General features: G+C 36.1%; 15 protein-coding genes and 1 riboswitch. Of the genes, 12 read left to right on the top strand and 3 right to left on the bottom strand.

The features are described from left to right. Nucleotides 1-3: 3 nt before the first annotated feature. A complete protein-coding gene (locus EK417_RS01685; protein ID WP_136521152.1) occupies nt 4-1,317 on the bottom strand; it encodes a UDP-glucose dehydrogenase family protein in 1,314 nt (437 codons plus the stop codon). Between the two features lie 214 nt (nt 1,318-1,531). Between EK417_RS01685 and rimP the strand changes: the two genes are divergently transcribed. The 3 genes from rimP (at nt 1,532) to infB (ending at nt 6,297) form a co-directional block, all read left to right on the top strand. Then, nucleotides 1,532-1,999: a ribosome assembly cofactor RimP gene (gene rimP / locus EK417_RS01680; protein ID WP_076595947.1), complete on the top strand. Its 468-nt coding sequence runs from the start codon at nt 1,532-1,534 to the stop codon at nt 1,997-1,999. Between the two features lie 16 nt (nt 2,000-2,015). Further along, nucleotides 2,016-3,251 (top strand): transcription termination factor NusA, encoded by a 1,236-nt coding sequence (nusA, locus tag EK417_RS01675; RefSeq protein ID WP_034691439.1) that lies wholly within the window; start codon nt 2,016-2,018, stop codon nt 3,249-3,251. Between the two features lie 76 nt (nt 3,252-3,327). Next, complete coding sequence (gene infB / locus EK417_RS01670) at nt 3,328-6,297, top strand: translation initiation factor IF-2 (RefSeq protein ID WP_136521151.1); 2,970 nt, start codon at nt 3,328-3,330, stop codon at nt 6,295-6,297. A gap of 69 nt (nt 6,298-6,366) precedes the next feature. On the opposite strand, the gene EK417_RS01665 is transcribed toward infB, so the two are convergent. Further along, entirely contained in the window at nt 6,367-7,044 is a 678-nt protein-coding gene (locus EK417_RS01665) for a hypothetical protein (protein ID WP_136521150.1), read from the bottom strand. Between the two features lie 384 nt (nt 7,045-7,428). On the opposite strand from EK417_RS01665, the gene EK417_RS01660 reads away from it, so the two are divergent. The 8 genes from EK417_RS01660 to pckA all read left to right on the top strand — a co-directional run bounded on the left by EK417_RS01660 (nt 7,429) and on the right by pckA (nt 20,914). After that, nucleotides 7,429-10,224: a SusC/RagA family TonB-linked outer membrane protein gene (locus EK417_RS01660; protein ID WP_136521149.1), complete on the top strand. Its 2,796-nt coding sequence runs from the start codon at nt 7,429-7,431 to the stop codon at nt 10,222-10,224. A gap of 12 nt (nt 10,225-10,236) precedes the next feature. Next, nucleotides 10,237-11,676, top strand: a complete 1,440-nt coding sequence (locus EK417_RS01655; protein WP_136521148.1) for a RagB/SusD family nutrient uptake outer membrane protein — start codon at nt 10,237-10,239, stop codon at nt 11,674-11,676. Nucleotides 11,677-11,768: 92 nt separating this feature from the next. Then, entirely contained in the window at nt 11,769-13,706 is a 1,938-nt protein-coding gene (locus tag EK417_RS01650; protein WP_136521147.1) for a putative porin, read from the top strand. 12 nt (nt 13,707-13,718) lie between these two features. Beyond that, on the top strand, nt 13,719-15,305 hold the full coding sequence (gene bshC, locus EK417_RS01645; RefSeq protein WP_110366464.1) for a bacillithiol biosynthesis cysteine-adding enzyme BshC: 1,587 nt from the start codon (nt 13,719-13,721) through the stop codon (nt 15,303-15,305). A 38-nt stretch (nt 15,306-15,343) separates the two neighbouring features. Then, complete coding sequence (locus tag EK417_RS01640; protein ID WP_228407974.1) at nt 15,344-17,311, top strand: LysM peptidoglycan-binding domain-containing protein; 1,968 nt, start codon at nt 15,344-15,346, stop codon at nt 17,309-17,311. A 70-nt stretch (nt 17,312-17,381) separates the two neighbouring features. Then, nucleotides 17,382-18,257, top strand: a complete 876-nt coding sequence (gene fabD / locus EK417_RS01635) for an ACP S-malonyltransferase (RefSeq protein WP_076595939.1) — start codon at nt 17,382-17,384, stop codon at nt 18,255-18,257. A 7-nt stretch (nt 18,258-18,264) separates the two neighbouring features. Then, entirely contained in the window at nt 18,265-19,170 is a 906-nt protein-coding gene (locus tag EK417_RS01630) for a GYDIA family GHMP kinase (RefSeq protein WP_136521146.1), read from the top strand. Nucleotides 19,171-19,297: 127 nt separating this feature from the next. Further along, nucleotides 19,298-20,914: a phosphoenolpyruvate carboxykinase (ATP) gene (gene pckA, locus EK417_RS01625; protein WP_136521145.1), complete on the top strand. Its 1,617-nt coding sequence runs from the start codon at nt 19,298-19,300 to the stop codon at nt 20,912-20,914. A 165-nt stretch (nt 20,915-21,079) separates the two neighbouring features. Here the strand turns inward: pckA and EK417_RS01620 are convergent, their stop codons facing one another. Beyond that, on the bottom strand, nt 21,080-21,487 hold the full coding sequence (locus EK417_RS01620) for a type II 3-dehydroquinate dehydratase (protein ID WP_076595936.1): 408 nt from the start codon (nt 21,485-21,487) through the stop codon (nt 21,080-21,082). Nucleotides 21,488-21,731: 244 nt separating this feature from the next. Next, a riboswitch (SAM riboswitch) is annotated at nt 21,732-21,831 on the top strand. Between the two features lie 83 nt (nt 21,832-21,914). On the opposite strand from EK417_RS01620, the gene EK417_RS01615 reads away from it, so the two are divergent. After that, nucleotides 21,915-24,848, top strand: a complete 2,934-nt coding sequence (locus EK417_RS01615; protein ID WP_136521144.1) for a SusC/RagA family TonB-linked outer membrane protein — start codon at nt 21,915-21,917, stop codon at nt 24,846-24,848. Nucleotide 24,849: the final 1 nt, after the last annotated feature.

The raw sequence follows: 24,849 nt of genomic DNA, 5'->3' as shown, positions 1-24,849 counted from the left end.
GATTTATTTTGTGATGGTCTTTCTTCCTATACTTTTATAATGAAATCCGTTTTGTTCAGGGATTTCCAGCGGGTACATATTTCTACCGTCAAAAATGACTTTGTTTTTCATTTTTTTAGCCATCAGTTCAAAATTAGGGTTTTTGAATTCCGGCCATTCTGTAGCAATAAATAGTGCGTCTGCGTTTTCCAGTGCGTCATACATCCCTTTGGCATACTGTATTTTATTGCCTAAGAGTTTCTGTACATTATTTTCTGCAACCGCATCATAGGCTATGATTTCAGCTCCTTTCTCCAGCAGAAGAGCAATATTATCTAAAGAGGAAGCTTCTCTGATGTCATCTGTGTTTGCTTTAAAGGCAAGCCCCCACATGGCAATTTTCTTTCCTTCAATGCTTCCGCCAAAATATTTTTCAATTTCAGAAACTAAAATAACTTTCTGGGTGGTATTCACATTTTCAGTAGCTTCCAGAATCTGGAAATTAAAATCTTCCTGTTTTCCGGATTTTATAAGCGCTTTTACATCTTTAGGAAAGCAGCTTCCTCCATATCCGATTCCCGGGAATAAGAATCTGTGCCCGATTCTGTCGTCACTACCCATTCCCAGTCTTACCTTATCCACATCTGCACCTACCTTTTCACAATAGTTGGCAATTTCATTCATAAAGGTAATTTTTACCGCTAAAAATGAATTTGCTGCATATTTGGTAAGTTCTGAAGACTTCTCATCCATGAAGATAATTGGAATTCCTGTATTGGTAAAAGGCTGGTATATTTTAGACATAATGTCTTTAGCTCTTTCTGAACTTGCGCCAACCACCACTCTTGAGGGATTCATTGAATCTTCAACAGCAAAGCCCTCTCTTAAGAATTCAGGGTTTGAAACTACATCAAAAGCGATATCTGTTTTGGAAGCAATTGCTTCTCTCACTCTGTCCGCAGTTCCTACGGGAACCGTACTTTTATTGACAATGACTTTGTATTCAGTCATCAGTTCACCAATATTATTAGCTACCTGAAGTACATAAGACAGATCCGCAGATCCATCTTCTCCCGGAGGAGTAGGTAATGCCAGGTATATAACTTCGCTTTTGTCCAGCGCTTCTTTAAGATTGGTAGTGAAAAATAATCTTTCAGACTGGATGTTTCTTAAAAACATTTCTTCAAGGTTCGGCTCATAGATGGGAACAATGCCGCTTTTCATACCTTCTACTTTTTTTTCATCAATATCAACACAGTATACTGAATTGCCAAGTTCTGCCAGAGTAGTTCCTGTAACTAATCCTACATAACCTGTTCCTACAATCGTTATATTCAAAATGTTTGTTTTAAAATTCTAAACACAAAAGTAATAAAAATCCTGTGACATATTCTTTTAATTTATTGTAAATGAATCTTGCGCTATTTACTTGATACTTAAGATAATTTTGCATTTTTAGAAAAAAAGCTTATATTTGCAATGGATTTACGGAAAAAATGGGAAGGCTTCGGAAGAAAGCCTTTTTTCGTACTGTAAATCAAGATAAATAAATATGGAGTTTAGAAAAAGAATTGAAGAATTATTAAATGAATTCCTTGAGACCAGAAAAGATCTGTTTCTTATCGATCTTAAAATTTCTGCAGGGGATGATATTACAGTGATTTTGGATGGTGATAACGGAGTTTCTTTGCAGGATTGTCTTGATGCAAGCCGTGCCATTGAATTTAATATGGATCGTGAAGAGCATGACTTCAGCCTTCAGGTGATGTCTGCAGGACTGAGCGAGCCATTATCCACACCAAGACAGTTCAATAAAAACATTGGAAGAGAGATTGAGGTGATGCTGGAGGATTCTTCCAAAATTGAAGGAGAATTGTCAAAAGTAGACGATGAGAAGATCACACTTGTTTTACGTTACCGTAAGCCAAAAGATATCGGAAAAGGAAAAGTAGATGTGGAGGAGGAGAAAGAGATTTCTTATCCTGAGATCAAAAAAGCATTAGTAGTAATTAAATTTTAAAAAGAAAAAAGAATAGATGGATAATATAGCGTTGATTGAATCCTTTGGTGATTTTAAAGACGAAAAAGGGATCAGTAAGATTGATCTTATGGCAATTATTGAAGATTCACTGAAGACTCTTTTAAGAAAGAGATTTGATTCAGATGATCATTTTGATGTGATTGTAAACCCGGATAAAGGAGATTTTCAGATATTTTTAAATAAAACAATTGTAGAGGACGAAATGTCTGAAGATGATGATTTGGAAATTGAAATTTCTGAAGCTAAGAAGATTGATCCTACCTTCGAAGTAGGAGAAGACTTTACAATGGAAATTCCTGTTGCACAATTGGGAAGAAGAAATATTCTTACCCTTAAGCAGATTCTGGCTACAAAACTTCAGGAGCACAATAATGCAATGCTGTACGAACAGTTTAGAGATAAAATTGGTGAAATCGTTGTTGGTGAAATCCATCATATCCGTCATAAGCACGTGATTCTGCTGGATGATGAAGGAAATGAATTTATTTTACCAAAAGAAAACCAGATCCCATCCGATTTCTTTAAAAAGGGTGAGAATATCAGAGCTATTGTTGAGACAGTAGATTTTAAAGGTTCTAAACCACAGATTATTATTTCCAGAACTGCACCTAAGTTCCTTGAGAAGTTATTAGAGCTGGAAATTCCTGAAATCCAGGACGGAACAATTATCCTGAAAAAGGTAGTGAGAATTCCTGGTGAAAAGGCAAAGATTGCAGTAGATGCTTATGATGACAGAATTGATCCGGTAGGAGCTTGTGTTGGAGTTAAAGGATCCAGAATTCATGGCGTTGTAAGAGAGTTGAGAAATGAAAACATCGATGTTATTCAGTGGTCTAAAAACCCTGAGATTTTGGTGAAGAGAGCATTAGGAAATGTGACCGTCAATAAAATTGACATCAACGAGGATCAAAACTATGCATTGGTTTACACCCCTGTTGAAGAGATTTCTAAAGTGATTGGAAAGCAAGGACAGAATATCAGACTGGCTTCTTGGTTGTCAGGATATGAAATTGATGTATACAGAGAATCCAGCGAGGATGACGATGTTGAATTGAGAGAATTTAACGATGATATCGAGCAGTGGATTTTGGATGAGTTTAAGAAAGTAGGACTTACAACTGCAAAATCAGTATTGGATAAAGAAACTGAAAGTCTTTTAAATATGGTTGACCTTGAAGAAGAAACAATCGAAGAGGTTAAACGTATTCTGAGAGAAGAATTTGAAGATTAAGATTGTAAATAAATCTTAATAAACAGTAAAAAAGAAATACTTTAATTTTAAAAATTAAAAACAGTAAATAATATAAATGCCAAAAATTAGATTAAATAAAGCGGTTAAGGAATTCAACATTTCGATGTCCAGATTAGTAGAGTTTTTACAGTCAAGGGGGTTCGAGGTTGAAAGCAATCCTAACGCTCAATTGGAAGAAGCGGCATATTCTGCATTGGAGGCTGAGTTTGCTAAAGACGGCGAACAAAGAAAGGCTTCCCATGAGGTGGTGATCACTAAAGTTCCGGAAGAAAAGCTGGAAATTGAAGAAAAGAAAACCCCTGAAGTGATAAGAGCTAAAGCAAATAAACCAGAAACCAGAATTTTAGGTAAAATAGACTTAGAGCCTAAGAAGCCTGAAGTTGAAGAAGCTCCTGCGGCTCCTGTGGCTCCTGTTGCAACACCGGTTGAAGAAAAGAAAGAAGAAATCGTGAAAGAAGAACAGCAACCGGAAGTTAAAACAGTACCAGAAAAGCAGGAATTTAAAGTTTTGGATAAAATTGATTTGTCTCAAATAGAATCTAGAAACAGACCTGTGAAAAAAGACAAACCAAAAATGGAGGAGAAAAAAGAAGAAGTTAAACCTGTGGAACCAGTAAAAGAAACTCCAAAACCAGTTATTGTAGAAGAGAAAAAAGTGGAAACTCCGAAAGCTGAGGCTGAGCCTGAATCTCAGGAACCACAGAAAATTGAGACAGTGTATCAGAAACTTGACGGTCCTAAGATCGTTGGTGAAAAGATAGACTTAACTCAGTTTGCGCCAAAGCCGGGTGCAGGAGCAAAAAAGAAAAGAAAGAGAATTGAAAAACCAGGTGGCCAGAATAACCAACAAGGTCAGGGGAATAATCAAAACTCAGGAAATAATAACAACCAGGGTGGTCAGGGCCAGGGAAACCGTCAGAATAATAACGGTGGACAAGGTGGAAACCGCCAAGGTCAGGGAGTACAAGGAAATCGTCCTCCAGGTCAGGGTGGCCAGGGTGGAAACCGTTTTGGAAATAACCAAGGGGGTGGAAACCGTCAGGGGCAAGGTGGTGGCTTCAAAAAAGGAGGCCAGAACAACAGACCCGGACAAAGAGTTATGCCAGTTGAATTAACTGACGAACAAGTTAAAAACCAGATCAAGGAAACATTAGAAAAACTTACTAACAAAGGAGGTAAGTCTAAATCTGCAAAACACAGAAAAGACAAGAGAACTTTCCGTAGAGAGCAGGATGAGCGTCAGCAGGAGCTTGAAGCACAAGACAGAACGCTGAAAGTAACAGAATTCATCACAGTAGGTGAATTGGCAAGTTTGATGAATGTTTCTCCAACGGAAGTAATCTCTGCTTGTTTCTCATTAGGGGTAATGGTTACCATGAACCAGAGACTTGAAGCGGATACCTTATTATTAGTAGCAGATGAATTCGGTTATAAAATCGAATTCTCAGATGCTGATCTTGAAGATACAGATGCTGAAGATGAAGTGGATACTGAAGAAAGCTTATTACAGAGAGCTCCGGTAGTTACTGTAATGGGACACGTTGACCACGGTAAAACTTCATTATTGGATTACATCAGAAAAACCAACGTAATCGCTGGTGAATCAGGAGGAATTACTCAGCACATCGGTGCTTATAACGTGAAACTGGAAAACGGTCAGAGAATTACCTTCTTAGATACACCAGGTCACGAAGCCTTTACAGCGATGAGAGCAAGAGGTGCTCAGATCACGGATATTGCAATTATCGTAATTGCTGCCGATGATGATGTGATGCCACAAACGAAAGAAGCAATTGCTCACGCTCAGGCCGCGCAGGTACCAATGATTATTGCAATCAATAAAGTGGATAAGCCAAATGCCAACCCTGATAACATCCGTCAGCAACTTTCAGGTTTAAACCCTCCTGTTTTGGTAGAAGAGTGGGGTGGAAATGTACAGGCACAAGAAATCTCAGCCAAATTCGGTAATAACGTAGATGTATTGTTGGAGAAAGTTTTACTACAGGCTGAAATGCTTGAATTAAAAGCAAATCCTGAACGTGCAGCAAACGGAGTTGTTATTGAAGCATCTTTAGATAAAGGTAGAGGTTATGTAGCAACAATGCTGGTACAGACCGGAACTTTAAGAGTTGGAGATTATGTGGTAGCAGGTAAAAATCATGGTAAAGTAAAAGCTTTGCTTGATGAAAGAGGTAAAAATCTTAATGAAGCCGGTCCATCAATTCCTGCTACAATCTTAGGTTTGGATGGGGCACCTACTGCAGGTGATAAATTCCGGGTATATGCTGATGAAAGTGAAGGTAAAGCTATTGCCAATAAGAGAGAACAGCTGCAGAGAGAATTGTCAATCAGAACTAAGAAGCATACGACACTTGAAGAATTAGGTAGACGTATTGCTTTAGGAGAATTCAAAGAATTGAATATTATCCTTAAAGGTGACGTGGATGGTTCAGTAGAAGCTCTTTCTGATCAGTTACAAAGATTATCAACAGAAGAAATCAGCGTTAAAATTCTTCACTCAGGGGTTGGACAGATCACAGAATCTGATATCAACTTAGCGGCTGCATCAGATGCAATTATCATCGGATTCAACGTAAGAGCGGGTGCTAATGCGAAAGAGCTTGCAGATCGTGAAGAAATTGAGATCAGAACCTATTCTGTAATCTATAAGGCAATTGATGAGGTAAAAGAAGCTATGGAAGGAATGCTTTCTCCGGAGATTCAGGAGCAGGTGATTGGTAATGTTGAAATCCGTGAGGTATTCAAGATTTCTAAAGTGGGAACAATTGCAGGTTGTATGGTTCTTACCGGAAAAGTGACAAGACAATCCAAAGTACGTTTATTAAGAGACGGTATTGTTAAATTCGACGGAGAGCTTGAAAGTTTAAAACGTTTCAAAGATGATGTGAAGGAAGTCACTAAGGGTTATGAATGTGGTCTAAACCTTAAAGGTTACAATGACATTGAAATCGGAGATATTCTTGAAGTTTACGAAGAAGTAGCAGTCAAGAAGAAATTGAAATAATAATTTAAGAAAAGAAAAGCAGGCATCTCAGATGCCTGCTTTTTTTTATGATTGTTTATAAATATTTCGTTAATTTTCATTCAAAAAGGTAACAAGCTTTATTAAATCCTCATCCTTATCAAACTTTATTTTATTGGATTTAAAGAAGGTGGTTAAGCTGTCTTTTTTATCTGGAAACTGATTAATAATATCCTTTTGATTTTTAGGCTTCTTGATAAAGCCGTTTTGTGTTTTGATGTAGTACACTGGAGGCAATGTTCTGAAGTTAGCAGGTCTTTCACTTGCATAAGAATTTGCGGCTGGTACAACATCAGTAAATTTAGTTTTGATTTTTTTGTACAGATTGTTTTTTCCGTTGATCAATTCAAAAAAATATCCGTTTAAATTATCTGAAGTATCAAGTAAAACGATTACTTGTCTAGGAGACAGAACTTCAATTCTTGAAAAATCTGTGGTTTTTGGAAGAACCTGAACATTTCCGTTTTTCTTAAATTCTATTTCATCAGTGTAGCTGTTATAGCGTATAGGAATCTGCTCATAATTAACAGCAATCTTTGCATCAGAAAATTCTTTCCCAATATATGGGGAATCTCCTGCAATCTCATCATATTTAAATGTTTTACCTGTAGTTGAGTTGATGCCATCAAATACGGATTGTGCTCCTGTCGCACCATTTACCGAAAGTGTATTTTGTGCAAAGCTAAAACTGAAGCATATGGCTAAAGCTGTTAACACTATTTTTCTCATGTTTTTTTTTGGTTATTAATGAAAAGAAACTAGATAATTTTTATCTGTTTAATTGGATAAAGTATTTGTGTTGAAAAAAATAAAAAATAATAATCATATAAATAAAAAAAAACGGCTATAAGGCTGAATATTAGTATTGTTTTAATTTAGATTCATTATAAATAATTATTTTTCTTTTGGTTTCAAAGTGTTAAAAAGTAAATAATTTAAGTTTCTAATTTAAATTTTAATATTTTTTTACATGTAATATTATGAATTTTAATGTTCTTTGTGATATTATATTGGTTTGTAATGAATATATCTATGATTTGTGAATGTGAAAAATTTGCTAGTGTTAATATTTATTAACATATTTGCTCCTAAAATATATTAAAATTTGTTAATATGAATGTTAAATTATGTGTATTGAGTGCAGGAGTTATGTTCTTTTTAGGACAATCCGCTTTTGCGCAAACAACTAAAAAAGATACAGCAAATACTAAAGTAATTGATGAGATTGTTGTAGTTGGGGTACAAAAAAAGAAAAAAGAAGAAGTTACCCAAGCTGTTTCTGTAGTAAATGGAGATGAGCTAACTAGGATGGCTGCTTCAAGTACCGGTATTACAAACATGCTTCAAGGTAAAATGTCAGGTTTGCAGGTATCTACAAACTCTGGTAAACCAGGAGAACCAGGATCAATTAGAATCAGAGGAGCTATCAATGTGTCTTCTACTCTAGGAGCATCTGATCCATTATTCGTGGTTGATGGTATTTATATGACACAGCGTCAGTTTAACTCGATTCCTCCAACAGATATTGAAAGTGTTACCGAATTGAAAGATGCTGCTTCTACTGCTGTATATGGAGCTAGGGCTGCAAATGGGGTTATCGTAGTTACTACTAAAAGGGGTAAATTAGGAAAACCTGCCATTACATATGATACAAGATTTGGTTTTGCTTATAAGCCAAAGGATATCAACTTTAAAATGATGAATACTGCACAAAAGATTCAGTTTGAAGATGAAATGTCTACAATTGGAATCAATCCAAACCCGCTTTATACAGACCAAGAAAAAGCAGCATTGCTAGCGCAGGATCATGATTGGTCAAAAGAAATTTTAAGAAACTCAAGTATTCAGTACCATAACTTGTCTGTAAGAGGTGGAGGTGATAAAAATTCATATTATGCTTCTATTGGTTATGATTCTGACTCAGGGATCTTACAGGAATTAGAAGGTTTCAAAAGATACAATGCAAGATTTAACTTCGATCAGAAGATTACGGATAAAATGAAGCTAGGTTTTGATTTTGGTGTCGTAAATGTTAAGACACAGGATCAGCGATTCTCATACAATGCATTAAGCCCATTCTATTCAGTATATTCACTGAATCCATATGAACCTATTTATAATTCAAATGGTTCATTCAACCCTACAACAAACTCTATTAACCCAATTGATCTTAGAAGAAATGAGGTGACAACAGATTGGAGAACAAGATTGTCAGGGCAGGTATTCGGTACCTATGAATTCTTTAAAGGATTATCATTTAAGTCTACTTTCGGTACAATTTATGACCTTAGAAAAAACAAATATGTTGTAAGAAAAGGTTCAGATATTGCTAAAGTATATGGATATCCGGATGGAAGTATCAGAGATACAAGATCAGATTTCTGGACATATGTATTCAATAACAGATTTGACTTCTCAAGATCTTTCGGACAACATAAAGTATCTGCAGTTGCAGCATTCGAATATAGCCAGGAACAATTTGGAAGTTTATCTGGTACAAAAAGAGTTATGCTAGGACCAGATATTACTGACGTAGGTTCGGCAGCTACTCCATTCGCTATTACAGGTAACACAACTACAACAAACTATGTGAGTTTATTAGGAGTTGTTGACTATAATTATGCTAACAGATATATAGTATCCGGATCAATCAGAAGAGATGGTAACTCCAGACTAGGGGAAGGTAATAAATATGGTAATTTCTGGTCTGCTTCAGCAGCATGGAATTTAGCAAAAGAATCTTTCTTTGATGTTCCTTTCTTCAATGATATTAAATTCAGATATAGTATTGGTACAACAGGTAATATCTCTGCTCTTGCTGATTACCAAAACCTTGTTTCGATCGTATCTGGTGACTATGGTTTAGATCCTACTTCTGGTCCATCTAACAACGTTGGAAATAAAAACCTTAAATGGGAATCTAAAACATCTCAAAACTTAGGGGTTGATTTCGTAATGTGGAACAACAGAGTGAAATTAAGTGCGGAAGTATTTAAGGATGATAGAAAGGACTTCCTTTATGCAATTCCAAGTACACAATATGAAGGAGGTGGATATCTATTCTCGAGTGTTACTAATGCAGGTAACATCGAAATTAAAGGTTTAGAATCTGAATTAAACATTGATATTATTAGAAGTAAAGATATTGACTGGTCTGTAAGAGGAAATATTTCAATGCTTAAATATAATGTGAAGAGCTTGTATGGAACTAATACTCAGCTTAGTTTAGATGGTTATACATTCATGAGCATTGGAAATGAACCAACTGTATTTAAAATGGTTAAAAGTGCAGGTGTAGATCCTACAACTGGAGATGCATTGTATTACAAACTTGATGGTTCTATCACTAATGTATATAGTTCAGGTGATGCTCAGTTCCTGCCAGGAAAATCTACATTGCCAAGTGCTTATGGAGGTTTTGGGACAACGTTCAGATATAAAGGCTTTGACTTAAACGCAGATTTCTCATTCCAAACAGGTGGATATAGTTATAATATTGTAGCACAAAACCTTGTTGACTTCTCTGCTTATAACCAAAACTTAAGTACTGATGCGTTCAACTATTGGAAAAATCCAGGTGATTCAGGTGTATTACCAAAACCAAATGTAAATGGTCTTCAAACTACAGATCAGTTCTTACAAAAAACAGATTTTGTAAGATTAAGATCAGTAGAAATCGGATATACATTTGATAAGAAATTTTTAGGTGAAAAACTTCCTGTAAATAGTATTAGAGTTTATGGTTCAGGTCAGAACTTAGCTCTTTGGACAAACTTCACAGGAGATCCAGAAATTGCTGTAGCTTCTGAAACTCAAATTAATAATGGAGCATTTATTCCAGGAGCTTTAAGTTTATACAATTATCCAAATACAAGAACATTCCTAATGGGAGTGCAAGTTAACTTCTAATTCAATTTTATCATGAAAAAAAATATAGTAAGAATAGTATTATTTGCATCAATGGCTTTCACTGTTGCGTCTTGTACTGATGATTTAAGTGTAGTGCCAAATGATAGACTGATTGTAGATAACTATTATACAACCGAGGGAGACTTCAGAAGAGGAGTAGATTATGCTTATGACGCGTTTAAGATTGGAGGATATTATGCTGGTGATAATAGCCAATTAATAATTCCAGATATTCTTTCAGATAACTTAATCCAGAATCCTCAGGGAAGAAGATCAAATAACGATGGTTACAATTTAAATTTTGCTGGAAACGTAGGAGAAATAACTTCTGTTTATGGAGGAGGTTATGCTGTAGCAGCCAGAGCTAATGCGGTTCTTGATAAGATTAATAATTTACCATCAGGAGCATTTAGAACTAATATAGAGGCTGAAGCAAGGGGAATTCGTGCGATTGCTCACTTTGATATCGTAAGAAGATATTGTAAAATACCTACTCAGTCTGCGGATGCTGGTGGGTCAATGGGGATAGCATATGTAGATAAATTTGATCCGTTCTTAATGACTACAAGAAATTTGAACGTAAACCAGGTTTATGACAAAATTATTGGTGATTTACTTTTTGCGGAACAAAACATTACACAATCTGCGAATGTAGGCAAACTTACAAAGGCTGCTGTACAAGGAATGCTATCAAGAGTATATCTATACAAGGGTGATTATGATAATACTATTACTTGGGGACAAAAAGCTCTTGCTCTAAAACCAAGTGTAGGTACAATTGGAACTTTCAAAAATATCTGGAATGATACTTCAGTTGATGGAGTTTTATTTAAAGTATTGAATTCAAGTATTGAAAACATTAAAACTGGCTCTGCTTATAACCAGACTGTAGGAGGCCAGATTAAATCAGAATATGTTGTAGACTATGATTTATATACTAAATTTAAGGACATAGATATTAGAAAGTCTTCTTACATTGTAACTTCTCCTTTTAATGGTAAAAATTATAATAATGTAATTAAATACAAACAAGCTACAGATAAACCTATTGAAGCTGTTGATGTTAAGTATTTAAGAACTTCGGAAGTACTATTAAATGTTGCTGAAGCAATGTATAAGAAAGGAAATGAAGCTGGAGCTCTAGGTTTATTAAATACGTTAAGGGCACAAAGATATACTGGCTTTGTTTCTGGAACAGAAACTGGGCAAACTCTTTGGAACGCAATTATGTTAGAAAGAAGACTGGAATTAGCATTTGAAACAGACAGATTCTTTACTTTAAAAAGACTTGCGTTGCCAATTCAAAGATCTAACTTTGGTCCTGAATCTAATGGAACAGGAAACCCTGCGACTGTATTGTCGCTTCCTGTTGCAAGTCATAAGTGGCAATTACCAATTCCTCAAGGAGCAATTGATAATAACCCTCAGATTCAGCAAAATCCTGGTTATTAATCATACAATAATCATTTTATATAGAACCCCTGCTCAAAGCAGGGGTTTTTTATGTCCTTTTATTTCTTATTTTTGCTGTACAATAATGAATAATGAAGTACATCCTTTTCATACTCTTCTCTTTAAGTTTTGTAGCCAGGGCTCAGGTCGTTAATAAAGCAGAGACAAAGCCTCGGTCCAAAAAAGAAGATACCCTTGTGATAGATTCCGGGAAAAAAGATTCCCTGAAAATTTTTAAGCCTACCATTAATGATTACCAGTATCAGACTCAGTTTTCTGAAAAGAAAGTTTTTGATACCGTAATGACTTTTGATAAAACCTATATCTTTTCACAGCAAAATAATAAAGATAACTTCGGAAGAGTACAGCCTGCCAACATTGGTTCAGGATTCAATCCACTTGTATTTGAGGTAAACCCGGAAGAAAACCTTTCCTTACTGCCTTCCAATAAATCTTACATGATCATTGGAGCCAATGATGTGAAATACTATGATGTAAAAACACCTACCGCATCATTTATTTATCATAATGCAATGCGTAACGGAGCTGCTCTGAAATCAACCTATACCCAGAATATCGGAAAGAGATTCAACTTCGCTCTTGAATATATGGGACTTCGTTCTCAGGGGCTTTACAGAAACTCATTGTCAGCAAACAACAATACGTTATTCTCGGGGCATTATATTTCGAAAAGCGGAAACTATGAGCTTTTTGCCCATTATCTTCATCAGAATGTAAATAATCAGGAAAGTGGAGGGATTACCGAAGATAATCTGTTTCAGAGTGGAGACAGTAATTATAGCAACAGACAAAACGCACAGGTAAATCTGGCTTCTTCAAGCTCGCAGTTTTCTTACAGAAGATATTATCTGAGTCATCAGTTTACTCCATTCAATTCTGAGAAATTTCCTTTCAGCATAAGACATATTCTTTCTCATCAGGGAAATAAATACTATTATAACCAAACCGCTTTGGAATCTTATTGGTATGATGATCCTACAGATTTAGTCAATGGTTTTCCACTCACAACCAAGAAATATTCTGAAAATTTCAGCAATACAGTAAGCCTTATCTTTAATAATGAAAAATTCAAGCTGGATGCTGGTGTACGTTATCAGATGATTAAATTCGGGATAAGAGATATTGTTGCACTCAACAATGTGCCTTTTCCTGGTGAACTCAAAGAAAACAGAATAGGAGCCGTAGGAAATCTGCAGGTAAAACTTTGGGATAAAATTCAACTGAATTCATTCCTGGAATTTTCAAACGGTAGCCAGTTTAAAAGCTACCTTAAAACAACCAATAATCTGAAATTTGAACCCATCAAAGATTATTTTGTTAATGCAAAAGTGAACTTCCAAAGTGCCTATCCTTCATTCAATTACTTATTGAATACCTCCGTTTATAATAATTTCAATTATTATCTTGAAGATGCAAAGAACCAGTCTGTAATGGAAGTGGGAGGAAGTATCAATCTGAAATGGTTTAAAACTGAAATTTTCGCCAATTACTTCAGAGTTGATAACTATACGTACTTTGACAGCAATGGAAGTCCGAAGCAAAGTGACAATTCAGTCAATATCTCTCAGATCGGAGGAGATGCTACATTCAGCTTCAACAAATTCCATCTGAATACAAGAGTGCATTTCCAGAATACCTTAACGAACAAAGATCTGCTTCCAATGCCGGGCTTCATTGGTAGAGCCAATTTCTTCTACCAGACTCAGGCCTTCAAAAAAGCAGCAGAAATTCAGGCAGGTGTTAAAGTATATTACTTTTCTAAATTCGCTTCAAGAGAATACTTCCCTGTTCTTAATGAATATATCCTTCCAAGAGCAGATTCATTCTCCATTGGAGGACAGCCTATCGCTGATGTTTATATTAATATGAAGGTGAAGAAAATGTTCTTTTTCATAGAAGGACAGCAGATAGGAACAGTGATTTCCAATAACAAAGCATATGCATTTCCACATTACCCGGTGTATGATTTCAGATTGAATATCGGAATCGTGTGGTATTTGTTCAACTAAAAACTTTACAGGTTGAAAACAATTAATAAAATATCATTTAACGATATAGAAAGCATTCCTCAATTGGTAAAAGATTTTTTACATCAGAAAATTGAAGGTTTTGAAAATTATACATTTTCCTTAGAGCATTTCAGACAGCAGATTCATCTGAAAAAAGATTCTTTTGCTTCAGAAAAAAGAAATATTTTAGCTGATGTGTTAGAAGGTCAGTTAGAAACTCTTTCCCTATCTTCAAGGCAGAAAGAAAATCTTGAGAATATTAAACTGCCCAACACGTTCACCATTACGACAGGGCATCAGCTAAACTTGTTTTCAGGACCTGTTTTCTTCGTATATAAAATTCTTCAGACGATAAAGACATGTACTTATCTGAAAGAAAATTTCCCGGATTTTAATTTCGTTCCGGTGTATTGGATGGCTTCGGAAGACCATGACTTTGCGGAGATCAATCATTTTAAAACCGAGAATAATTATTACGAAACCCATGAGAAATCCGGAGGTCCGGTAGGGAGAATTGAAATCACTGATACCTATTTTATTTCGGAATTTGAAAAAGAATTCAAAGATTCTATTTTCGGTACAGAGCTGATCTTAATGATGAAAGAAGCTTATAAGGCAGGAAACACTTTAACGGAAGCTATTAAGATTCTTGTCAATCGTCTTTTCTCAGAATTTGGGCTTTTGATTGTAGACGGAGATTCTAAGGAACTTAAAAATCAGATGAAGACCATTTTTAAAGATGAGCTTCTTCATTTTAGCTTACAGAAAACTTCTGAAGATAAAGTAAAGTTTCTGACAGAGAAATACGGAAAGGTTCAGGTGAACCCTCGTGAAATAAACCTTTTCTACCTTTCTGAAACCAGAGACAGAATAGAATTTAACGGACAGAAATATAGTATTGTAGATAAACCTATTCAGTTTACAGAAGAAGAAATTCTTGAAGAATTGGAAAATCATCCTGAAAAATTCAGTCCGAATGCATTGATGCGTCCGGTGTATCAGGAAAATGTACTGCCAAATCTGGCCTACATCGGTGGAAATGCCGAAATCATGTACTGGCTGGAACTGAAAGATTATTTCTCAAAAATTAATACACCTTTCCCTATCCTTATTCCAAGAAACTCGATGCTATTCCTGAAAGAAAAAACATTGGGGAAAATTGAGAAACTTGATCTTAAAATTGAAGATTTTTTCCATAACTTCTCGGTACTTACCCATCAGAAGATGTTAAAAGATAATCCGATTTTACAATTACTTGAAGAAAAAGAAGAATTATTGATGAGTAATTTTTCTGCATTGAAAGCTTCGGCGGAAACCACTGAAAAATCTTTTGGAAATATGGTAAAGGCAGAAGAAGTACGACAGTTGAAATCTTTTAAAAGAATGAAAAAACGTCTGCTTCATGCTGAAAAAATAAAACAGAACGAATTGCTGGAACGGCTTGAAAATCTGTTTTTAGATGTTCATCCCGCAAAAACATGGCAGGAAAGAGTCTATAACTTTAGTGTATTCTTTTCAGATTACGGCTACTCGTGGCTTGAAAATTGTTTGGAAGAGATGGTGGTTGATGATTCCAAATTAATAATTATTGCCATTTAATTTTAAAGAAGTATTTTTGTAAATTATAATTATCGAATATGATAAAGAGGTTTTTTATTCTATCCAGTTTATGTATGGTTTTGGGAGTTTCAGCCCAGAAATCACATACGGTTGTGCAAGGTGACAATCCTTACAACATTGCCAAAAAGTATGGAATGACTGTAGATGAATTGCTGAAGCTAAACCCCAAACATAAAGATGGCAAACTGGCGATTGGAGATGTTTTAACCATAAAATCAGACAAAGCAGCCACTCCGGCTGTAACAAAAACTGCTCCGGCAGAAAAAGTAACTTCAAACACAAGTGCTTCTTCTCTGGGTAAAATTGTTTTACTGCCAAAGCAAACAATATATGGTATTACAAAACAATACAGAATTTCCGAAACTGATTTGAGAAAACTGAATCCTGAACTGGATTCTCACATGAAAATAGGGGACGAAATCACCTTACCTCTTGCCAGCATTAAAAAATATGGTGGTGAGCAGCAGGCTGTAACAGCAGAAAAACATGCTGAACCCGCTGTAGAAAAAAATATAACGACGATTACCCCTACAACCGCTACTGCTGCTGTAGAAGGAGAGTCTTATGTTATCCAGGCTAAAGATAATTATTACAGAATTACAAAACAGTTTGGCATCAGCCAGCAGGACCTTTATGCTTTAAATCCGGGATTGGAAGAAAAAGGACTGAAACCAGGTGATACCATTAAAATAAAAAGAATAAATACAACGACTCATACTGATACTGTTGCAGAAACTGCCAATCCAAAAGCAAAAATGGATTCCGGGAACGAAAAATCAACAACTATTTCCAATGTTGCCGCAGGTGATGATTATGTAACCTATACAGTTCAGCAGGGTGATACAGTATTCTCTATCGTTAACAAATTCGGTGTTTCTATTGATGAGCTTATTGCTCTTAACCCGGATCTTTCACATGGTTTGAAAACCGGAATGGTTTTAAAAATTAAAAAGCAGGATGCTGCATACGTAAAGAAAAACGGTGATGCTTTAAGTGTTATCTTAATGCTTCCTTTCGGATACAGTACCAACGAAACTCAGTATAGAGCAATGGCTCTTGATTTTTTGACAGGAGCTAAACTTGCCATTGAAAGAAATGCAAGAGGAGGACAAAAACTGGATATTAAAGTGGTAGATTCTGGAAATGAAGCTTCATTCAAAAACTCTTTAACACAGATCAATCCTGATAATACAGACCTTATCATAGGGCCTTTCTTTAAATCCAATGTAATTGATGTTCTTGATTTTACCAAAAATCAGAAAATTCCGGTTGTAGCACCATTTGCCAACTCTCCGGAACTCTATAACTACAGTAATCTTATTATTGTTGAGACCAACAATCAGACCTATGCTGATAAGATTGTAGAAGAGGTAAAAGGAATTTATTCAGATCAGAAAATATATATAGTGGCAGATGCTAAAAAAGAAAATGCCAATTATATCAAAGCCGGACTTGAAAAAGCGGTGAAAAATCCTAATATCATTATTGTTAATTCCCCGGCAGATATTCAGCCGGATCAGAATATGATGACAGGACAGTCTGCACCGGTTATTGCCATTTTAGCAAATGATGATAATGCTGCTGGAGATTCTTTTGCCAACAGAATGATCGCTATTTCTAAAGAAGTTCAGGGAATAAAAGCATTCAGTATGTTCTATTCTCCGGTTTTTGAGAAGAGAGTAGACGAACTGAGCCAGGCAAGTCTGGTATATCTGATGGATAGAAAGATTAATACGGACGGAAATTTTGAAAAAGAAATTCTGGCTGCTTATAAAAGCAAATACTGTAAAACTCCACCAAAATATGCAATCGTAGGTTTTGATGTTGTTAATGACATGTTAACCAGAGAAAATAAAAAAGGAGAGATCTTTAAACAGATGAATAAAGTTCAGACTCAGCTTGCTACCAAATTTGAGTTTGTAAAATCTAAAGCTAATGGTGCTTATGTAAATACCGGTTATAGAGTAATCAGGTTAGTACCTTAAATGATTTATAGCTGTTTAAAAGAATATTATTAACATTATAGTTATATTTGCATAATATTTAATTCAATACATGAAAGCACTTGTATTTCCAGGGCAGGGATCTCAGTTCGTAGGAATGGGAAAAGAATTGTATGATTCTAGAAAAGATATTAAAGATCTGATGGAATCTGCCAATGAAATTTTAGGTTTCGACATTCTTTCCATTATGTTTAACGGTACGGATGCGGATCTTAAGAAAACAGAGGTTACCCAGCCTTCAATATTTATACATTCAGTAGCAGCGTTAAAAGCCGTAAATGGTCTTGGTGCTGAAATGGTTGCAGGACACTCTTTAGGAGAGTTTTCAGCTTTGGTTGCCAACGGAGTCTTATCCTTTGATGACGGTTTGAAATTAGTTTCTGAAAGAGCAAAGGCTATGCAGGAAGCTTGCAATGCCAATCCAAGTTCTATGGCAGCTATCTTAGGTTTAGAAGATGCTAAGGTTGAAGAAATCTGTGCACAGATCAACGGAATTGTTGTTCCTGCCAACTATAACTGTCCGGGACAATTGGTAATTTCCGGAGAAACACCCGCAGTAGAAGAAGCTTGCGCAAAACTGAAAGAAGCAGGAGCTAAAAGAGCATTGTTATTGCCAGTAAACGGAGCTTTCCATTCACCATTGATGCAGCCTGCACAGGAAAGACTGGCCGCAGCTATCGAAAAAACAAAATTCAGAAAAGCAACAATTCCTGTATACCAGAATATCACGACTACAGCGGTAACAAATCCCGATGAGATCAAACAAAACCTGATCGCTCAGCTTACCGGTCCTGTAAAATGGACACAGTCTGTTCAGAATATGATTAAAGACGGTGCATCAAACTTTGTAGAAGTAGGGCCAGGAAAAACCCTTCAGGGATTGATCAAAAAAATTGACGGATCTGTAGAAGCAACTTCTGCAATCTAATAAAAATATGAACGCGATATTTTCACCGGGCAAGCTTATGCTTACTTCAGAATATTTCGCAATAGATGGAGCTCTTGTCTTAGCGGTACCTACCAGGCTAGGACAAGAGTTTTTCTTTGAAGAAAAAGAAGATGGAAAATCTCTTATTTTTTGGGAAGCTTATCATCAGAATACATTATGGTTAAAAGCTGTCATAGATTATAAAAACTGGCAGATTCTGGAAACCAATATTCCATCAAGTGCTGAATTCATTACCAAAACACTACAAAATGTTCAGCAGCTTTCTAGCAGTAAATTCAAAGCAGACCTTACTTATCATTTAAAAACCAATCTTCAGTTTCCGGCGGATTATGGGCTTGGTAGCAGTTCCACCCTGATGAACAATCTGGCAGAATGGGCAGAGGTTGATCCTTTTTATCTTAATACTATCAGCTTAGGTGGCAGTGGATACGATATCGCTGTAGCTAAAGAAAAATCTGCAGTTCTGTTCCAGAGTAAACCTGAGATAAAATATGAGAAGGTAGATTTCAGTCCATCCTTTAAAAATGAACTGATTTTTATCCATTTAAATCAGAAGCAGGATAGTAGAGAGGGAATCAACTTATACAAGTCCAAAAAGAAGTCTCCGGAATTGGTGAATGAATTTTCAGATCTCACAAAAAAAATATTGTTATGCAATGAATTGGAAAAATTTTCCGAATTAATGATGATTCATGAGCATAAAATTGCAAATTTTCTTGAAATTCTCACAGTTAAAGAAAAATTATTCTCAGATTGCCCTTTATTTGTCAAAAGTTTAGGTGCATGGGGTGGAGATTTTGTAATGAGTGCCAAATTTGGGGACTATAAGAACTATTTTTGGGAGAAAGGTTTTTCCACTGTTTTAGAATGGGAAAATATAATCAGCTTATAATCAAGCAATTGCAATCCTTTTTTTTTATTTGTCATTCTGACTTATATCAGTATATTTAAACCACCTTTAACAAATAATTAATATTATTTTTGTTGAAGTCAATAAAGAAATAGAAAATATAAGTAAAATGAAAAACACTAAAATCATCCAGGATTTAGAGAAATTAGGGATTAAAGGAAACTATGAAGTAGTGTATAATCCTTCTTATGAAGAATTATATCAGGCTGAAGTTTCTCCTGAAAATCAGGGGTTTGAGCAAGCTGAGCTTACGGAATCTGGCGCAGTATCGGTAAAAACAGGAATTTTCACAGGTCGTTCACCTAAAGACAGATATATTGTTCAGGATGATGTTACAAGAGATACAATTTTCTGGGATGGTAAAGTAAACCTACCTACAACAGCAGAAATTTTCGGGTCTTGTAAAGAACTAGTGCTGAACCAGCTTGCTGAATCTAAAAAGATTTATGTAGTAGATACATTCTGCGGAACGAATGCAGATACGAGACTTAAAGTAAGATTTATCGTTGAAGTAGCATGGCAGGCGCATTTTGTTACTAATATGTTCATTCGTCCTTCTCACTACGAACTTGAAAACTACGGTGAGCCGGATTTCACCGTAATCAACGGATCAAAAACAACAAACCCGAACTGGGAAGCTCAGGGATTAAACTCTGAAAACTTCATTATGTTCAACCTTACTGAAAAACTACAGATCATCGGAGGTACCTGGTACGGAGGTGAAATGAAAAAAGGAATGTTTGCCATGATGAACTATTACCTTCCGTTAAAAGGTATGGCTTCCATGCATTGTTCTGCGAACGTTGGAGAGAAAGGTGATGTTGCTTTATTCTTTGGTCTTTCTGGAACAGGTAAAACTACTTTATCAGCAGATCCTAAAAGATACCTTATCGGTGACGATGAGCACGGATGGGATAACAACGGAGTATTCAACTATGAGGGAGGATGCTATGCTAAAGTGATTGACTTATCTGAAGAAAAAGAACCGGATATCTTCGCTGCCATCAAAAGAGATGCACTTCTTGAAAACGTTGTTATTAACAATGGAGTAGCAGATTATACAGACGGTTCAATCACTGAGAACACAAGAGTTTCTTATCCAATATATCATATCAACAAAATTGTATTGCCTTCTAAAGCAGGTCATGCCAAGAAGATTGTATACCTTTCAGCAGATGCATTCGGAGTACTTCCTCCGGTTTCTATCCTGAATGAAGATCAGGCTCAGTACCACTTCCTTTGCGGGTATACATCAAAATTAGCCGGAACGGAAAGAGGTATTACAGAACCTGAACCATCTTTCTCCCCTGCATTTGGGGAAGCATTCCTTACATTGCACCCAACAATGTATTCTAAAACATTGATCGGTAAAATGCAGGAACACGGTGCAAAAGCTTATTTGGTAAATACAGGCTGGAACGGTACAGGAAAGAGAATTTCGCTTAAAGATACCAGAGCAATCATTGACGCAATCATTGATGGATCTATTGATAATGCTCCTAAAGCTCAGGTTCCAATTATGAATCTTGAAATTCCTACTGAATTACCAAACGTTTCTGCAGGTATTTTAGATCCTAGAGATACCTATGAAAATACTTCGGTATGGGAAGAAAAAGCAAAAGATCTTGCTTCAAGATATATCAAGAATTTTGAACAGTACTGTGATACTGAAGAAGGTAAGAAGTTAGTAGCTTCAGGACCTCAATTACATGAACAAACTATTTAATAGTTAACCATAAACGTACAAAAGCCTCATCATTGATGAGGCTTTTGTATTTTATTTCTCAAAATTTAATAGATTTTTGCAGCAGTGTAACTACTGACATATGTATTTTTTTTCTATAATTATCTGTGAAAATCTGTGCCATCTGTGGGAAAATAAACGACTGAATTATTTCAGACTCAATAAAGCCAATCTATACCCATCCATTCCAAAGCCAGATAAAACGGCATCCGTATTAGCGGCTGTTACAGATTTCTGTCGGAATTCTTCTCTTTTGTAGATATTGCTGATGTGAACTTCTACTTTCGGCTTGCGGATATTCTTCAAGCAATCAGCAATTGCATAAGAATAGTGGGTGAAAGCTCCCGGGTTAATTACCACCGCATCAAAATCATCTTCTTGAAGCCTGTTGATAAGCTCACCTTCAATATTAGACTGGTAATATTGTAATTCATAAGCCTGAAACTCGGATCTTAAATTTTCCAAATAACTTTCCATAGAAACATTTCCATAGATTTCCGGTTCTCTTGTGCCTAACAGATTGAGGTTAGGGCCATTGATGATCAAAACTTTCATAGCATAAAATTAAAAAGTTTTTTCAATAAATCACACAAAAATTAAGGTATACTGAATTTTCATGCTATTGAATTATTGACAATGATATTTGTCATGTTTGAATAAATGATAAGGTCTGCAACTTCTTATTGTAGTGGGTTTTATTAAAAATTTATGTTAATTATTAAAAAATTATCATGAAAAATAAATAAGTCTACTTGTTTTGTAGACTAAAAGTTTTTAGCTTTGCAATCATATTTCGATCGGCTTATAAAGAAAGATGGAGGGAACTGACCCTGTGAAATCTTAACAACCTACCTCGTGGGGCAAGGTGTTACATTCAGCCTTTTAAGGAAAAATAAGCATTTGGTTTGTCGTATTTATCGATGCCCTTTGCTGACTTTTCTGCAAAGGGTAAAATTTTAATATATGATAAATAAAATTGATTATGATTAGCAAAAATTTATTCAATTCTAAAGCATGGATACCTCCGGTTGCTGCTTTTTTTCTGGGAATAACCAGCATCAATGCACAGAATTCCATGCCGAAAAAAGATAGCCTTCATGAAAAGGAACTTGATGAGGTAGTAGTGGTAGCGTACGGAAAAGCAAAAAGAAACAGCTATACCGGTTCTGTAGCTACAATTTCCAGCGATAAAATCAATAACAGACCAGTTACGAATATTACCAAAGCACTGGAAGGACAGGTTGCCGGAATTCAAACTACCAGTGCATCGGGACAGCCCGGAGCAGTTTCTACCATCCGTATCAGAGGAATTGGCTCAATCAGTGCTTCCAGTGATCCTTTATACGTAGTGGACGGGATTCCTTTTGACGGAAACCTGAACTCCATTAGCCCAAGCGATATTGAATCTATAAGTGTTTTGAAAGACGCTACAGCAAGTGCTTTGTATGGTTCAAGAGGAGCAAACGGGATTATTATCATCACTACAAAATCAGGGAAAAAAGGAGAAGCCAGAGTTAATTTTAATATCAGTCAGGGATTCTCAGGAAGAGCTGTCAAAGATTATGAACAGGTAAACACAGATCAATACTTTCAATTATATTGGGAAGCATTAAAAAACGGATATCAGTCTGGCAAAGTTTCTTCTCAGCAGGCTGCACAAATGGCAACAGATAATCTTGTTTCGACCCTTGGAATTAATCCATATGGCACTGCTTATCCAAAACCGGTAGGAACAGATGGGAAATTATTACCTGGTGCATCGCCGCTTTGGAATGATGACTGGAGAGATATTTTACAGAGAGTAGCTTCAAGAAATCAGGTGGATCTTGATATCAGCGGAGGAAGTGATAAAAGCAATTACTTCTTTTCACTGGGATATCTGGATGATAAAGGGATGGCGATTGAATCCGGTTTTAAAAGATATAATACCCGATTAAAAATCAATTCCGAAGTGAAAAAATGGCTTAATGTTGGAGTAAACCTGAATTATACAAACAGTATTCAGCAGGCGCCTACTTCTTCGGATTCCAAGGCGAGTAACATCATCAACGCAGCAAGATTTATTCCTTCATTCTATCCTTATTATGAAAGAAATGCAGATGGTACTTATATTTTGGATGCTGATGGAAACCCGGTTTATGATTTTGGAAAATACAGGCCTACAAATGCGCTTCAGAATCAGAATGCCGCTGCAACACTGCCTTTAGACAAAAACGAAAACAAAGAAGATAACTTCTCCGGAAAAGGATTCATGGAATTCACTTTCTTGCCGGAGTTGAAATTCAAGACCAGCTTCTCTGTGGATTTAGTGAATTATAACGGACATTATTACTCAAATCCATTATTGGGGCAAGGTGCTGAAATAGGAGGTTCGGTAACGAAAACCAATACCAGAACACTTTCTTATACAACCAGCAATATTCTGACGTATGATAAAAAGTTTGGAAAGCACCATGTAAATGCTTTAGCAGGACACGAGTTTTATAAATACGATTATCAGACCATTTCAGGAACGAGAAGCCAGTTTTCACTTCCTTATTACTATGAACCGGATGCTGCTTCTCTGCTGGGAAGTTTCAGTGGAAACAGCAATAAATTGAGTTTATTAAGTTTCCTTGGAAAAGTAGAGTATGACTATAATAATACCTATTTCCTGTCAGCTTCAGGAAGGGCAGACAGTTCTTCGAGATTTGCGAAGGATAACAGATGGGGGAGATTCTGGTCAGTAGGAGGTTCGTGGAAAATTTCGAACGAGGAATTTATTAAAAGCCTGAATGTTTTCAATCAGTTGACATTGCGTGCCAGCTACGGAGGTCAGGGGAATGATAAATTACTTAGACCTAATGGGCAGCCGCTTTATTATGCGTATCAGGAGCTTTATAGATTTATAAGCCTTGGCGGAGAGCCGGGAACAACCCTTGAAAAGACTTCTACCAATAATGTGAAATGGGAAACCAACCTTAATTTAAATGTTGGATTGGAATTCGCGATTCTGAATAACAGGATTAAAGGGAATATCGAATATTTTAAAAGAAAAAGCCAGGATCTTCTGTTTAATATGCCGGTTGCACCATCATTGGGAATCAGTGATTATCCTGCGAATATCGGAACCATCCAGAATACAGGATTTGAATTTTCATTATTTACAACCCCTGTTAAAACTGATGATTTCCAGTGGAATGTGGATGTTAACCTAAGTACTTTAAACAACAAAGTAACCAAATTACCAGGAGGTTCTCTTGTGGTAGGAACGAAGTTATTAACAGTGGGAGGTTCAGTATATGATTTCTTTATTCCGGAATGGATAGGTGTAGATCCAGGCAATGGAAAACCTTTATGGAAGACGGTTACTACCGATTCCAGCGGAAACTCAGTGGAAGGAACGACTTCGGAATATTCAAAAGCTACAAAACTATTGCAAGGTTCTGCATTACCTAAGCTGACAGGTGGAATAAGTACAAGCATCACCTATAAGAATTTTGATTTTTCAGGATTGCTGACATTTAAAATCGGAGGAAAAATTTTAGATACCGATTATACTTCCATTATGCATAACGGAAGTGCCGGAGGACGCGCATGGAGTGCTGAAATATTGAACAGATGGACACCGGAAAATCCTTATACAGACGTTCCCGGATTGAGTACAACAACGAATAACTGGACCTCAACTTCTTCAAGATTCCTGTATTCCGGGACGTATGCAAGACTTAAAAATCTAAGCTTAGGATACACACTTCCTGAGGATTATTTTGAGAAAATAGGATTGAAAAAGTTCAGAATTTATATTCAGGCAGAAAACCTTCTGACTTTCTATAAACATAAAGGAATGGATCCTGAACAGGCTTTGGATGGAACGACGTATTACAGATATCCTGCAATGAGAACAATCACTTTTGGCCTTCAGGCAACTCTTTAAC

The organism is Chryseobacterium candidae, assembly GCF_004916905.1.
GTDB classification, from domain to species: domain Bacteria; phylum Bacteroidota; class Bacteroidia; order Flavobacteriales; family Weeksellaceae; genus Chryseobacterium; species Chryseobacterium candidae.
Note: the sequence above shows the minus strand (reverse complement) of the source record. Positions and strands in the feature narration are given on the sequence as shown.